We start from the raw sequence: 14,588 nt of genomic DNA on the forward strand, positions 1-14,588 counted from the left end.
GTGCTAATCAAATGTCGAGCTTACGTTCGCTCATCCATTTGACAATGTCAGGATCACGGTGCGAAAAAAAGCTGCTGGTTCCAGTCTCAAGCGTGGTCATCGCAGCCATGTCGGCATCATCTAGGGCGAAGTCGAGCACATTCAGGTTCTCCGCCATGCGTTCACGACGAACAGATTTGGCCAATGCCACAATCCCACGCTGAACCAGCCAACGAAGAACGATCTGACCTATCGATTTGCCATGCTTGCCAGCAAGGGCGACCAAGACTTCGTTCTGGAAAAGGTTGTTACGGCCTTCAGCAAAAGGTGCCCATGCTTCTGCCTGTACACCATTCTTCACCATGAAGGCAGCGCTCTCAGCCTGCTGGTGAAATGGGTTTACCTCGATCTGATTAACCGCTGGTTTCACTTCATTAAACGCAATGATGTCCATGAGGCGGTCGGGTTGAAAATTGCTTACCCCGATGGAACGCAGTTTACCCGCACGATAGGCCTCTTCCATGGCACGCCAAGATCCATGCACATCGCCAAAAGGTTGATGGATCAGATAGAGATCTAGATAATCGAGCTGAAGACGGCGCAAAGAGTTGTCGATAGCTTGGCGGGTACTCTCATAACCGGTGTGTTGTACCCAGAGTTTCGTCGTAACAAACAACTCTTCGCGCGCGATACCACTCGCCTTGATGCCCTTGCCGACGGACTCTTCATTGAGATAAGAGGCGGCAGTATCTATCAGACGATAGCCAGTCTCAATCGCATCAATGACGCAACGTTCACATTCCTTTGGATCGGGTATCTGGAAGACGCCGTATCCAAGAATAGGCATGATAATGCCATTGTTTAAGGTCACATATTGCATGGTCAGTTTCTCCAAGTAAGGGCAATCAACAGATTGTCTATTTCATGGGTCAAACTATAGTCAACCAATTAACATCGGAGTAGCATCTAATAACTTGTTTCATTAGCAATCAATTCATGATAATCACGACCTGGTAGTATCTATGGCCATCAACGAACTACGCTCCATTTCAATCTTTGTCAAAACTGCTGAATTAGGCAGCCTGCGTAAAGCGGCTATGGCTCAAGGTCTGAGCCCGCAGGCAGCGAGTCAAGCGCTGGCACAACTGGAGCACCATCTTGGCGTCCGCTTGTTTCACCGGACAACCCGCAGCATGGCGTTGACCGAAGAAGGCCGCCAGTTTCTGGATACTGTCCAACCCGCGCTACAGGGTTTGAATCGTGCATTGCACACTGCCAAGCGTACGCGGGAGGAGATTGCTGGGCCATTACGGATTGCGGGTCCACACTCAACGTTCAGACCTGTGATCACATCTCTGGTAAGCGAATTCTGTCAGCGCTATCCAGAAGTACAACCAGACGTGCAACTCGACGACCGGATCGGTAATTGGGTGGAAGATCAAGTCGATGTCGGCTTTCGAATTGGAGCCTCACCCAAGGAAGGCGTCATCGCCCGGCGACTATTGCCCCTACAGTTGATCATTTGCGCCTCACCTGCGTATCTTGATAGACACGGTACACCCATCGATCTGCATGAACTCAGCTCACATCGCTGTAGCGTCTTTCGGCATCCCACGACAGGAAGAGTCGTACCTTGGCATATCAAACTTGGGGACAACATTGTCGATCAACATGTGGTGCCCGCATTTTGTACCAATGACGAACAGCTAGAATTGCAGACCGCATTGGCGGGTCACGTCATTGCTCAGGTATCGGGGATAACAGCCGCCGCTTATATTCGGTCTGGCCAGTTGGTTCCCCTACTGCTTGACCATGTCGTTAACCATGTTAGCCTCTGGATCTACTACGGTAGCCGTGATTCTCAGCCCGCGCGCGCGCGGGCATTCATCGACTTGGCAATCGAAAAGCTGAGTGATTACAACGAATATGTCTTGAGTACTGAGGAGTTGATTTCGCTAACGCAGAGGGCTCACCAACGGACTAAGCAATAACAGATGAGGATTGGCTACATAGAATTCATCGCCACTTCTTTAAAGGAGCTAGTCAAGATTAATGATAAAATGTCGCGTTCATTCTTTATCCCCGTAATCGGTGTGGGAGAAGTTTCTTCTTTACTTTCCTAATGTAATTTAATGCCCTCTCGCAATACTTCTTTTCATTAATACACCTGTTTTTTCTGCCTCAATGCTCTGACGACTCAACATAATGTCCACGCAACTCACTGGGCGCCTTGCCCTTTACCCGTTTAAAGGCACGAGAAAAAACCGACGTCTCGCTATATCCTAACTTCTGAGCAATCTTGCTGAGGGGTAAATTGCTACTGATCAAGAGCAACTCTGCCAGTTCTATCCGTGCCTCTTTAATCAGTGCATTTAAATTACTGCCTTCAGCATTCAAACGGCGACTCAAAGTTCGTGTGGACATGGTGACAAGCCTTGCAATCTCCACAGCATCAGGCAACTTGCCTTGTGATAACAATTCACTGATCAGACGACGAACCTGTAGTGTCACGGATTGCTGCTGTAAGGCATATTTGAGTCGCTGGGCCAGCATTGCATCAAGCGTCAAATGACTCGTACGATTCCGCGTCAACAACGGCTGATCAAGAATGTCCCGGGTGATAATCAGTTGATTCTCGGCACAGCCGAACTGAGCAGCAATGCCCAATACAGAACGAAAAGTCTCGATATCTTCAGTGCTGCTATGGGCAAAATGAACCTCCATGCCTGTCCTCCCTATACCCGCCTCGGATATCCAGGAACCACGGGTAAAAAACGCAATCTTGCTATAACTGCCCGCGATTAATTCAGTCAGTATTTCATTATGAGGGCTGCCAAAGTCGTGGTAGCGACGGATATGGATATGGGTCTTATCACCGATGTTTTCACGATGCAATTCAAAACCAGACAGAACCAAAGGGAAATAACGCAAGCCGACATTCACCGCCTCGCCAAGCGTATCCGCGGTCATTGCCGCCATGCCCATGACATGAACCGTCACCGGTACATGACGTAAAATCTGGATAACACGCGGCTCGCCTACGCTCAAATGCTCTTGGATGATCTGGATGAGTTCAGAAAATTGATCCAGATTCAGCAAAGCATCTGCGTGCTGTAATATATCTGGGCTGACATGACAACGGCTGTAGATTTGCGCAATATCCCCTTGCTTAGCACGCACCAGTGACTCCGTTAACTCTAACCATTGAATGGGGAAAGTATAGTCATGAGACATGGACCTAGACATCACAATTCTCCTCGCATCCATACCACTTCATTTTTATTATTCATATATCAAAGGTAACGACATCATGCCTATTGATCAAAAGCATTACGCCCTCATCATAGCGCCCTTTATCACCGAAGAAAGCAGTCATCAAAGCCAATGACCCGAACTTTAGTCGCCAATGTGTGACATATGCCGCCAATTCACTCTGTATATAGACTCCCTTGCTAGAACTCAAATTAGAAATCGTATATATATGATCATCAATTGATCAAGCATGATCAATTGATGATCCTCCAAGATGCGTCGTGATGACTCAATAACACTGTAATAAACAAAAATTTGAAAAAGCAAAAGGATACTCAATCAAAAGATGTTCGCAAATATTGACGCTGCGCTATCCATAGACAAGAACTAACACTTCCCCAAGCTGACTGTGATCAATCGCGATTGATTGCATGCTGTGCTATAGATTTTCTAATCCAGCCGTCACTCTCCGGACCCCTCTTTTGAAAACTGATCTTTGCGTTTAAAGATCAGTTGTCCCTCCAAATGCTTGAGGAAGAAAATTGAACGTCAAAAGAATGATAATTTTATGCGCAGGGCTACTACTGATTGTCGCCATACTCAGTGGGGTCTATGCAGGCTGGTGGGTACTTAATAATGCAGACGCAAGGCTCACCCTAACCGATCAAGCCGCCCAAGTGATGATTCCGAATGCTGTGCCTGTGAAAGCCGATATCCTCACGGACTTGGACGTGATGCTGAACGGCAGTATCACAACCACCGTTCCCATTGATCAGACCGTACAGGTTCCGATACACGATACGCTGCATGTCATTGCAACGCTAGACAATGATGTCCCTATCAAAATGAATGTGCCCATTCACGATATCGTCCCTGTAGACCAGATTGTCCATGTCGACTCTAAAGTAGATGTGATGGTGCTTGGACGTACGCTAAAACTGCCCATCCGTGGGGATGTGCCGATCAAAGCGCAAGTGCCGATTAATCTGGATGTTCCAGTCGATCAAATGGTGCACTTAAAATTCACCGCACCGGCCGATGTCAAACTCTTACAAGCGCTGTCCGTACCGCTCAAGACTGACATTAAAACAACGATCCCACTGCATAGCGCGATGAAGATTCCCGTGAGATCCTCCCTGCTTGCCAATGTGTCGATCACGGATCCTCTGGATGCCATCGTAACGCATGCTGACCTACGTCTACCATTGAGCACGTTGAAACTCAATTTTGGTAATGCACATCACCGCAGCGCCCAAAATATAGCCGCATCGGTCCAGCCAAAAGGACAAGTACAATGATGGGGCGTATCGTACTCATCGGCTGGGCTGCTTTAGCCATTATCGTCATCGGGCTATTTTTGGGTTTCCAACTATATACGCATATCCTTGCGGGTCTGACGTTATCAGACCAACCCGGTTTTTTACAACTACCGAAAAGTATCACCGGAACAGCTTCTGCGACCAATGACATTGCGATCAAACTCAAAGGCAGAATTGATGCCGAGGTGCCTGTCAAACAAGACTTACAACTGCCATTGCATGGGGTATATCAGGCCAATATCTCCTTAGATACTCATGTGCCTTTACGCTTTACCATTAATTATAAAGGGGATGTCGATGTTCATGCTTATGCGGATATTGTAGGAACAACTGAACTGGTCACCCAGCGACACTGGTATCTACCCACGTTTCCTTTAAAGGCTCGAGTCCCTTTAGATTTTAAACTGCCAATATCGCTCTCCGTTCCTGTCGACACCCAAATCCGCTTTGTTTATAACGGACCACTCACACTTAAGCTCAACCAAACCTTGACCAGTCCAATTGACACGGTGCTGCGCACCTATCTGATGGTCGACCGCAATGTCAGCACCCCCATTCTCGCCAGTTTTGGCATGCGTTTTTATCCACCACAAACGCCTCTCCCTGTGCTGGTGAAATATGCCGACCTCAAGCTCCCCTTAAGCAGTCTAAGAATACAGCGCACCCGGCAACATGATCGGTAAGAAAAAAGAATGACGTAATCGAAGATAACCATCACAAAGACAATTTAGAGATATAAGGAAATCATAACAATGCAAACATGGTCAGAAATCGTTGTTGATGTTCAACAAAATTGGTGGCTCTACGCCTCAATGCCTTTTGTTGCTGCAATCATTGGTTATGGCACCAAAATTGTGGCGATTAACATGATGTTTAAGCCCATTGAGTTCTTAGGCATAAAACCCTATCTCGGATGGCAAGGAATTGTTCCTCGCAAGGCTGCTATCATGGCGGGCATCGCCTGCGATACCATGACGACCAAGCTGCTTCGTCCCGAAGATATTTTTAATAAACTCGACCCAGACCGCATCGCCAAAGAGATTGAAAAGCCATTGCTGGCGGCGATTGAAGACATTACTCGTGAAGTGGCGGCACACTACTCGCCGGGTCTATGGGAGATTGCACCCGAGTCGGTCAAAAATAAAATCATTCACCGTATTCAAGATGAAGCACCCTCGATCGTCAGCAATATCATGAATGACATCAAATCTAATCTCGGGACAGTATTTGATTTAAAGGACATGGTCGTCACCAGCCTGCTGCGCGATAAACAGCTCTTGAACCGAATCTTTCTCGAAGCGGGCAGCGGTGAATTTCGTTTTATTCGCAATTCGGGGGCATTTTTTGGCTTTGGCATCGGTATTGTACAAGCCGTGACTTGGGCACTGACCCACTCACCTTGGGTGATGCCGATCTTCGGTCTGTTCACGGGTTGGTTTACCGATTGGCTGGCGCTGAAAATGGTCTTTAATCCCAAGAACCCGACCAAATATTTAGGCGGACTCATACAGTGGCAAGGCTTATTTCTCAAACGTCGCCATGAAGTCTCCACCGAATATGGACGTCTCATCGCCAAAGAGGTGGTCACACCGCATAATATTATTGATTCAATTCTGCGCGGCCCTCTCTCTGATCGACTCTTTAGCATGGTGCAAAAACACGTCCAGCTTGTTGTCGATGAACAATCTGGTATAGCCAAACCGTTTGTGGTTTTTGCCGTAGGCAGTGGTCGCTACCAGGAAATGAAACTATTGGTTGCGCAAGAGATTATTCAGCGCCTGCCTGAAACACTGAAAAATATTGAGCAATATGCTGAAGATGCCATGGATCTGGAACGAACACTCGCCAGCAAAATGACTGAACTGAGTCTAGAGGAGTTTGAAAACTTACTGCATCCTGCGTTTCAGCAAGACGAATGGATTCTGATCACTGTCGGTGCAACACTCGGTTTTCTAGTCGGGGAATTACAGGTCTTTGTGATGGAGCATCTGGCTCATCATGCACCCACGGCTGTGGCTGTTATTCATTCCGTATCCTAACCAGCAGTTATCCCTGATGGCGATAAGACGGGATCTGAACCAATACCCCTTTTGAAAGTACGTATTCAAAAGGGGCTGCTGTCATTATTTCTTATCCGCAATCGCAGTCCCTGCACCACCACCAATTGCTGCGCCAATCGCCGCACCGGAACTGCCGCCCAGGATGTTTTCACCGACAATCGCACCCAGACCACTGCCGACAGCACCGCCAACCGCAGTGCGGTTATTGGCACCAGCTGCCTTGCTGCCGAGACCAGCACCAACAGCACTTCCTAATGCAGAACCCGTCGTACCACCCATGTTATTACCAATAGTCGCACCTGCCGCGCCGCCTAACGCTGCTGCACCCATACGCTGTTGTGAAGGATCTGCTGCACAGGCAGTTAAAAGCGCTGCTGCTGAAAATGCCACGCTGATAGCAAAAATTTGTTTAGATTTCATCGAAGTATCCATCATTTATATCAAAAAAAGAAAAATTTATAACCTAATCAATATAACTGTTTATACGATGTATAAAGAATTATTGTTTTGTCATGGCTTGGGATGATTTTGTTAATCATCCGCTATCGCTACTCCCCAAATAGCGTGTTATTGCATCACATCAAGGACCCTCAAGCTGCCCAATAGCCAAAGTGAGTGCTTTTTTCATATACCCTTGCCAGAGTCCTTTTGCAATAAACCACAGAACTGGTGCTGTAAATGTGGATTGGGCGTGGAATGCATAACGCCAGCGAATGATTGTTTTGCCCGCGTTCTGCGTGAACCACCATTCCCATCTGCGGATATCGCCAGATGACGTAATATGCCAGTAAAACCACTCACCGTATAACTAAAATAATGGGGATGGTCATATCCCGTCAATTGCTCTTGAGCAGAGCTATCATCAGACAGCAGCACCGTCCGAGTCTGAGCCGCAGCATCCCAAGCACCAGTTTGGTGCTGAGTTCCAATAACCGCTGGCAGCGGTCCATAGCCAGTGAAAATCTTCGTTAAGTCAATCGGAACGATATGATCAAATACAGTAACTTGATCAACATTGGTTTCAATACTCACTATGACGGGGATGACTCTCATCTCTTAGCACTCCCGATATCCGTACACGGTCGTAGTTATCACTATGAATAACGCTTAGCTAAGCCCTACCTTAACGCAAATTGTTTGCAAAATCGCGAAATGCCGTCGCAAATTTCTCTGACAAACACTTTGACAGGCATTAAACCCGCGCTATCACACAACACTCATACACGAACTGGTTTTTGCTCTGCTTAAAGCAATGCAACTGTTCCATAGATTGAATTGCCAAGAATAATAGGATTCGAAATTTTAGTTTGACTCAGAAAATGAAATTGAAGCTCTAAGTTCTTTCTTTAATCAGATGATACAGACTGGGCGTTGCCAAACACCCCAAATGTCGCTAGCATCAAAAAATGCGTACTCTCCGACTGATTTTTTCCTGCTTACTGTCTCTGGCTATCCTCTCGGTAGGATCGGCCGCAGTGGCTATGTCAGTCCACAGTCCGTGTACGATGCAGCAAATGCAGAGCGAAGACGTCGCCACGGCATCAATGATGTCCATGAACATGACCAGTACCCAAGACACGCCACACATGGATTGCATGAAAGTCGAAAAATCCTTGTCACAGCATGATCATCAAGGGCATGACCGTCTGTGTCAATCTGGACAAGACTGCGTCATGTATAACGTTCAACTGGCCTATTCTGCATCGACCCTGATGGCCTCCCAGCCTCAGGCAGAGTATCTGACTGCACAAAATGTGGTGATTCAACACCCTCAATTTCTGCCCGCGCCCGATCTTTTCGGATTGTGGCGACCTCCTCGCACGCTTTAATTCTCCTATCGATTTAGTGGTTCATTGGATCTGATCCTTTGAGCTGTATGCACGCGCATGCGTGTGCCTATACTTTTTAGGGAATGAGAGCATGTCTCCATTTTTAATTCATCGGGTCTCGATCAGACCTGTCCTACGATATTTGTTGCCTGTCGTGCTCGTATTCATCACGGGTCTGGCTGATGCAGTACCGCTGTCACTCGATGCAGCGCTCACTCTGGCCGAGCAAAACGCCCCGGAGCTGATCGCCAATCATGCTCAAATCGATACCGCACAATCGACATCCATACCCGCCGGCGCACTCCCCAACCCCAAAGTGTTTGCGGGTCTGGATAATTTCCCCGTGACGGGTGCCGAAGCAGGGCAACTCACGCGGGACAATATGACGATGCAGAAAATCGGCATCATGCAAGATACCCCCAACGCCGCAAAACGACGGGCACAAATCGACATTAGTCAGGCGAGTATTGAAGTCGCTACTGCACAACTGCCGATTACCCGGCTCAAGATTCGAGAAAATACAGCAACCGCATGGTTTAACCGCTATTACCTCGAACGCAAAGTGGCCCTGTTCGATACGCTGTTCAATGAAAATCAACGGCTTGCCCAAGCTGTCCATGCCCAGATTGCAGCAGGTCGCGGATCAGTGACCGATGGGCTGCTGCCCAAGCAGGAGGCGGCACAACTTGCGGATCAACGCGATGATTTGCAACGGGACTTATCCAAAGCCAAAGCAGCCTTACGTCGATATCTGGGCATCGATTCAACCGCGCCCAGCAGTGATCCCATCCTGACACCTGATGCGCCTGCACTCACGATTGATGCAGAGCACTTGCATCAACATCTCCACCACCATCCCGAGCTGCAAGCCTTTGCGGCGGAATCACAACTGGCGGATGCCAAACTTGCGGCAGCGCGATCCCTCAAAAAATCAGACATGAGCGTGGAGTTTGGTTACCTCCACCGCGCCCCTCAGTTTGGCGACATGATCGCCGTGCAACTCACCTATGAACTGCCGATCTTTTCTGCGCATCGGGTCGATCCGCTGATCATGGCTGCCCAATCCGAACAGGCGCAAATTGATGCCCAGCGTGAAGTGATGTTGCGTGAGCATGCCCATATGCTGGAAAACGATCTGGCGGATTACACCGCCTTAAGCCAGCAACTCGATCGCGCCAATCACATCAGTCTGCCGCTGGCTCAGCAAAAAGTCGATTTACAACTCGCCAGCTATCAGGCAGGCAAAGCCGATCTCAGCATGGTGCTGACCGCCCGCCGTGAATGGATCGAGCAACAGCTAAAAATCATCACGCTTGAAAACATGCGTGCCGTCACTGCGGCACAGCTCTACTACAGCTACGGCGACATGACCACAACACCTGACCTGCAAGGAGCGAACATTCAATGACGTCTCAATCAATGAAACTCGGCGTCTTCGTCATTGCCCTCACCGGACTGGGGCTCGGCATCGGCAGTGGTATCGGCTACTGGTCAGCACGTCATCTCTCGGGCAGCACAGAGACGCCAGCCACGCTGAAATCCAATGCCAAAGTGCTGTATTGGTATGATCCGATGAAGCCCGACCAGCATTTCGATCACCCCGGTAAATCGCCATTTATGGATATGCAACTGGTCGCCAAAACCGCCGATGGGGATCGCCCCTCCACGACAAGCGGGATCAAAATCGATCCGCGGATCACCCAAAATCTCGGCGTGCGTATTGTTCCCATAGAACACGGCTCACTCAAGGACGACATCACGGTTACAGGCACGATCCAGCTCAATGATCGACAGGTTGCCGTGCTGCAAGCCCGCAGCAATGGCTTTGTCGAGCGCGTATATGCACGGGCGGCGGGGGATGTCATTGCTCGCGGTGCGCCGATTGCGGATGTGCTCATACCCGATTGGGCGGCTGCCCAAATTGAATTTCTGGCAGTACTCAACATGGGCGACTCCGCGCTCATCCAAGCCGCAAGGCAACGCTTGCAACTGCTCGGGATGCCCTCGGACCTCATCGCACGGGTCGAAAAGACCCGACGAAAACAAGCCACCCTCACCTTATCCGCGCCCATCGGCGGGGTGATTCAAAGCCTTGATGTCCGATCAGGAATGACGCTTAGTACAGGACAGACGCTGGTCAGAATCAATGGATTAGACCCTGTCTGGCTGGAAGCAGCCGTCCCTGAAGCACAATTCGGCGGGATAAGCACAGGCAGCGCGATCGATGCCCAGTTGACGGCATATCCAACGATGACCGTTCATGGCAAAGTCATCACCATCCTCCCAGACCTGAATACGGACAGTCGCACACTACGCGTACGCATTGAGCTGCCCAATGCCAAGGGTTTGCTGAAGCCCGGCATGTTTGCTCAAGTTCATCTGCCAACCGGCGCGCAACAAACCCAGTTCCTCGTCCCCGAAGAAGCCGTGATTCGTACGGGGACCCGCAACATCCTCATTGTGGCACAAGCGGATGGGCACTTTGTCCCTGTCGAAGTCCAACTGGGAGCCGCCAGCAATGGTCGGATCGCGATTGTCAGCGGCCTACAAGATGAGCAGAACGTGGTGGTATCAGGACAATTCCTGATTGATTCAGAAGCCCGCCTACAAGGGGTGCTTGCGCGGATGAACGCAGCCCAAAAGTCATCTGAAGCCATGAACGACATGTCGATGCAGGCAAAGCCAAGCGTCACACCGCCATCATCACAATATCACAGTATCGGCCAAGTCGAAGAGATCAGCGCACAAGCGATCACCATCTCCCATCAGCCGATCCCCGCCATCGGCTGGGGTGCAATGACCATGACTTTTAAGCTGCCCGACACACTGCACAAAACAAACATCCACGTGGGCGATCAGATCAATTTTGGCTTTAATCACGTTAAAGATGATAATGTCATAGCCACGCTGGACAACGCACAGAGCCACGCTTCGTCGCCTGCGGGAGATCAGCCATGATTGCACGGATTATTCATGGCTCGATCGCGAACCGATTTCTGGTGTTGCTGGCGGCATTGTTCATTGCCACATGGGGCGTCTGGGCGGTCAAAAACACGCCCATCGATGCCCTGCCCGATTTGTCTGATGTGCAAGTGATTATCCGCACCAGCTATGCCGGTCAAGCGCCGCAGATTGTTGAAAATCAGGTGACCTACCCGCTTACCACCACCATGCTCTCCGTCCCTGGTGCAAAGACGGTACGTGGCTATTCTTTTTTTGGTGACTCGTTTGTTTACGTCACCTTTGATGAAGGCACCGACCTGTATTGGGCACGCTCGCGGGTGCTGGAGTATCTCAATCAGGTTCAGGGACGCTTGCCTGCAACAGCCAAGTCATCGCTCGGTCCAGACGCCACTGGTGTAGGCTGGGTCTATGAATATGCGCTGGTGGACAAAACAGGACAGCACGACCTTGCACAGCTTCGCGGTCTACAGGACTGGTTCCTGAAATATGAACTCAAAACCCTGCCCAATGTCGCTGAGGTCGCCAGCATCGGCGGCATGGTCAAGCAATATCAAGTCGTACTTGATCCCATCAAAATGGCGGCGCTACGTATTCCGTTGGACAAGATCATCGATGCCATCCAAAAAGCCAATCAGGAAACCGGCGGTTCAGTCCTTGAAATGGCAGAGTCAGAGTACATGGTGCGGGCGTCCGGTTATTTGAAAACCCTAGATGACTTTCGCAATATCCCCCTCAGCACATCGGCCAATGGCATCCCCATCACGCTCGGCCAGCTCGCAACGATTCAGCTTGGACCTGAGATGCGGCGCGGCATTGCCGAGCTCAACGGTCAAGGGGAAACTGTCGGCGGCGTGGTCATCCTGCGTGCTGGCAAAAATGCCCGTGAGACCATTGCCGCCGTCAAGACCAAACTGGCTGAACTGCAAAAAAACCTGCCTGCGGGTGTTGAGATTGTGACGACCTATGACCGCAGCCAACTGATTGATCGAGCCGTCGACAACCTCAGCCACAAGCTGCTCGAAGAGTTTCTGGTGGTGGCATTGGTCTGCGGCTTATTCCTCTGGCATTTCAGATCAGCGCTCGTCGCCATTGTGTCTTTGCCGTTAGGGATTCTGTGCGCATTTATCGCCATGCACTATCAAGGCATCAATGCCAACATCATGTCGCTGGGCGGTATTGCCATCGCCATTGGCGCGATGGTCGATGCCGCAGTGGTGATGATTGAGAATGCTCACAAACATATAGAGAAATGGCAACACGAACATCCCAATGACGTATTAACCGGCGAAGCACGTTGGTCCGTTATCGCCCGATCCGCAAGCGAAGTGGGTCCGACCTTGTTTCTGTGCTTATTGATTATCACACTGTCGTTCATTCCAATCTTTACCCTTCAAGCTCAGGAGGGTCGCCTGTTTGCGCCGCTGGCGTTTACCAAAACCTATGCCATGGCAGCCGCAGCCGGGCTCTCCATCACACTGGTTCCCGTGCTGATGGGCTACTGGATTCGCGGCAAACTGCCCAGTGAAGACCAGAACCCTCTCAATCGCGGACTCATCCGTCTCTATCGCCCGATGCTGGATGCGGTCCTGCGTCGTCCAAAAACCACCATTGGCATGGCGCTGCTCATCCTCCTCTCCGCGCTGTGGCCGATCAGCCAACTGGGCGGTGAGTTCATGCCGGCGATGGATGAAGGAGACTTGCTCTATATGCCTTCGGCGCTGCCTGGACTGTCAACCGCTAAAGCCGCAGAGCTACTTCAGCAAACCGATCGTCTCATCAAAACGGTTCCTGAAGTCGCGACCGTGTTTGGCAAGGCTGGTCGTGCGGAAAGCGCAACCGATCCGGCACCGATGGAAATGTTTGAAACCACGATCCAGTTCAAGCCACGTGCCACATGGCGCACGGGGATGACACCAGACAAACTCATCCATGAGCTGGATCGCGTGGTCAAGGTGCCGGGTCTGACCAATCTCTGGGTGCCGCCCATCCGCAATCGGATCGATATGCTGGCGACCGGCATTAAAAGTCCAATCGGCATCAAAGTCTCAGGAACCCGCCTCACCGATATCGACCACGTGACTCAATCGATTGAGCAAGTCGCCAAAGGCGTTCCCGGAGTCAGTTCCGCACTGGCCGAGCGTCTCACCGGAGGACGTTATGTCGATGTCAAAATCGATCGCATTGCCGCTTCGCGCTACGGACTTAATATTGCCGATGTTCAGCGCATCATTTCCTCTGCGATTGGTGGGGAGAATGTAGGCGAGACTGTTGAAGGACTGGCACGCTATCCCATCAACGTACGCTACCCACGCGAAATTCGCGACTCTCTGGAAGGGCTGCGCAATCTACCGATCCTGACTGGTAGCGGTCAACAGATCACGCTGGGGACCGTCTCGAATATCAGCATCAGCGATGGTCCGCCGATGCTGAAGAGTGAAAATGCCCGACCCAGCGGCTGGGTCTATATCGACGTGAGTGGACGTGACTTGTCCTCGGTGGTTGCCGATCTGAAGCAAACCCTCTCCAGACACGTCCAGCTCAAGGCGGGCATGAGCATCAGCTATTCGGGTCAGTTTGAGTTTTTAGAGCGCGCCAACGCCCGCTTAAAACTGGTCATTCCCGCAACCCTGTTCATTATCTTTGTCTTGCTCTATCTGATTTTTAAGAATGTCCCCGATGCCACCTTGATCATGGTGACCTTACCTTTTGCGCTGGTCGGCGGAGTCTGGTTTCTGTATTTGCTCGGCGACAACTTATCGGTCGCAACAGGCGTGGGCTTTATTGCCCTTGGCGGAGTATCCGCCGAGTTTGGGGTGGTGATGCTGTTTTATCTCAAACAAGCCATTGCCCATGCCGAGGCTCAATCAAAGAACACGCCTCTGAATCACCTTGATCTGGACGATGCCATTCGTTCAGGTGCAGTCCTTCGCGTGCGTCCAAAAGCGATGACGGTGGCGGTGATTCTGGCAGGACTGGTTCCCATCCTGTGGGGCAGCGGTACAGGCTCAGAGGTCATGAGTCGCATTGCCGTCCCGATGGTCGGCGGCATGATCACCGCACCTTTATTGTCGATGTTTGTCATACCGGCTGCGTATCACTTGATGCGTCGCCGTACAAGCAAGGCTGCACAAGCCTGATGTTGTCTCTATTTTATCAACCGTGGTGCTTTTAACGATCCTGAGGAT

General features: G+C 50.4%; 12 protein-coding genes. 8 read left to right on the forward strand and 4 right to left on the reverse strand.

The genetic code is table 11. From position 1 onward, the window contains the following. Positions 1-7: 7 nt before the first annotated feature. Complete coding sequence (locus ACLHG7_RS09745; RefSeq protein ID WP_410210826.1) at positions 8-859, reverse strand: aldo/keto reductase; 852 nt, start codon at positions 857-859, stop codon at positions 8-10. 142 nt (positions 860-1,001) lie between these two features. On the opposite strand from ACLHG7_RS09745, the gene ACLHG7_RS09750 reads away from it, so the two are divergent. Continuing rightward, entirely contained in the window at positions 1,002-1,970 is a 969-nt protein-coding gene (locus tag ACLHG7_RS09750) for a LysR substrate-binding domain-containing protein (RefSeq protein WP_410210827.1), read from the forward strand. A 190-nt stretch (positions 1,971-2,160) separates the two neighbouring features. On the opposite strand, the gene ACLHG7_RS09755 is transcribed toward ACLHG7_RS09750, so the two are convergent. Beyond that, complete coding sequence (locus ACLHG7_RS09755) at positions 2,161-3,225, reverse strand: AraC family transcriptional regulator ligand-binding domain-containing protein (RefSeq protein WP_410210828.1); 1,065 nt, start codon at positions 3,223-3,225, stop codon at positions 2,161-2,163. Between the two features lie 563 nt (positions 3,226-3,788). On the opposite strand from ACLHG7_RS09755, the gene ACLHG7_RS09760 reads away from it, so the two are divergent. The 3 genes from ACLHG7_RS09760 (at position 3,789) to ACLHG7_RS09770 (ending at position 6,589) form a co-directional block, all read left to right on the forward strand. After that, on the forward strand, positions 3,789-4,529 hold the full coding sequence (locus tag ACLHG7_RS09760; protein WP_410210829.1) for a hypothetical protein: 741 nt from the start codon (positions 3,789-3,791) through the stop codon (positions 4,527-4,529). Then, positions 4,526-5,233: a hypothetical protein gene (locus tag ACLHG7_RS09765; RefSeq protein ID WP_410210830.1), complete on the forward strand. Its 708-nt coding sequence runs from the start codon at positions 4,526-4,528 to the stop codon at positions 5,231-5,233. The genes ACLHG7_RS09760 and ACLHG7_RS09765 overlap by 4 nt, the downstream gene beginning before the upstream one ends. Positions 5,234-5,302: 69 nt before the next feature. Next, positions 5,303-6,589 carry a DUF445 domain-containing protein gene (locus ACLHG7_RS09770; protein WP_410210831.1) on the forward strand — a complete coding sequence of 429 codons (1,287 nt, stop codon included), beginning with the start codon at positions 5,303-5,305 and terminating at the stop codon, positions 6,587-6,589. 84 nt (positions 6,590-6,673) lie between these two features. Here ACLHG7_RS09770 and ACLHG7_RS09775 read toward each other — a convergent pair whose 3' ends face one another. Continuing rightward, positions 6,674-7,030 carry a DNA transfer protein p32 gene (locus ACLHG7_RS09775; RefSeq protein ID WP_410210832.1) on the reverse strand — a complete coding sequence of 119 codons (357 nt, stop codon included), beginning with the start codon at positions 7,028-7,030 and terminating at the stop codon, positions 6,674-6,676. A gap of 204 nt (positions 7,031-7,234) precedes the next feature. Further along, positions 7,235-7,663, reverse strand: a complete 429-nt coding sequence (locus ACLHG7_RS09780) for a hypothetical protein (RefSeq protein WP_410210833.1) — start codon at positions 7,661-7,663, stop codon at positions 7,235-7,237. A 353-nt stretch (positions 7,664-8,016) separates the two neighbouring features. Between ACLHG7_RS09780 and ACLHG7_RS09785 the strand changes: the two genes are divergently transcribed. The 4 genes from ACLHG7_RS09785 (at position 8,017) to ACLHG7_RS09800 (ending at position 14,540) form a co-directional block, all read left to right on the forward strand. Next, entirely contained in the window at positions 8,017-8,439 is a 423-nt protein-coding gene (locus tag ACLHG7_RS09785) for a hypothetical protein (RefSeq protein WP_410210834.1), read from the forward strand. Positions 8,440-8,530: 91 nt separating this feature from the next. Next, positions 8,531-9,847, forward strand: coding sequence for a TolC family protein (locus ACLHG7_RS09790; protein WP_410210835.1), 1,317 nt, complete (start codon positions 8,531-8,533; stop codon positions 9,845-9,847). After that, complete coding sequence (locus ACLHG7_RS09795) at positions 9,844-11,397, forward strand: efflux RND transporter periplasmic adaptor subunit (RefSeq protein WP_410210836.1); 1,554 nt, start codon at positions 9,844-9,846, stop codon at positions 11,395-11,397. Before ACLHG7_RS09790 ends, ACLHG7_RS09795 begins: the two co-directional genes overlap by 4 nt. After that, entirely contained in the window at positions 11,394-14,540 is a 3,147-nt protein-coding gene (locus ACLHG7_RS09800) for an efflux RND transporter permease subunit (RefSeq protein WP_410210837.1), read from the forward strand. Before ACLHG7_RS09795 ends, ACLHG7_RS09800 begins: the two co-directional genes overlap by 4 nt. The last annotated feature ends 48 nt before the right edge of the window (positions 14,541-14,588 follow it).

Origin of the sequence: Aquirhabdus sp. (assembly GCF_046462495.1) — a bacterium.
Classification (GTDB): domain Bacteria; phylum Pseudomonadota; class Gammaproteobacteria; order Pseudomonadales; family Moraxellaceae; genus Aquirhabdus.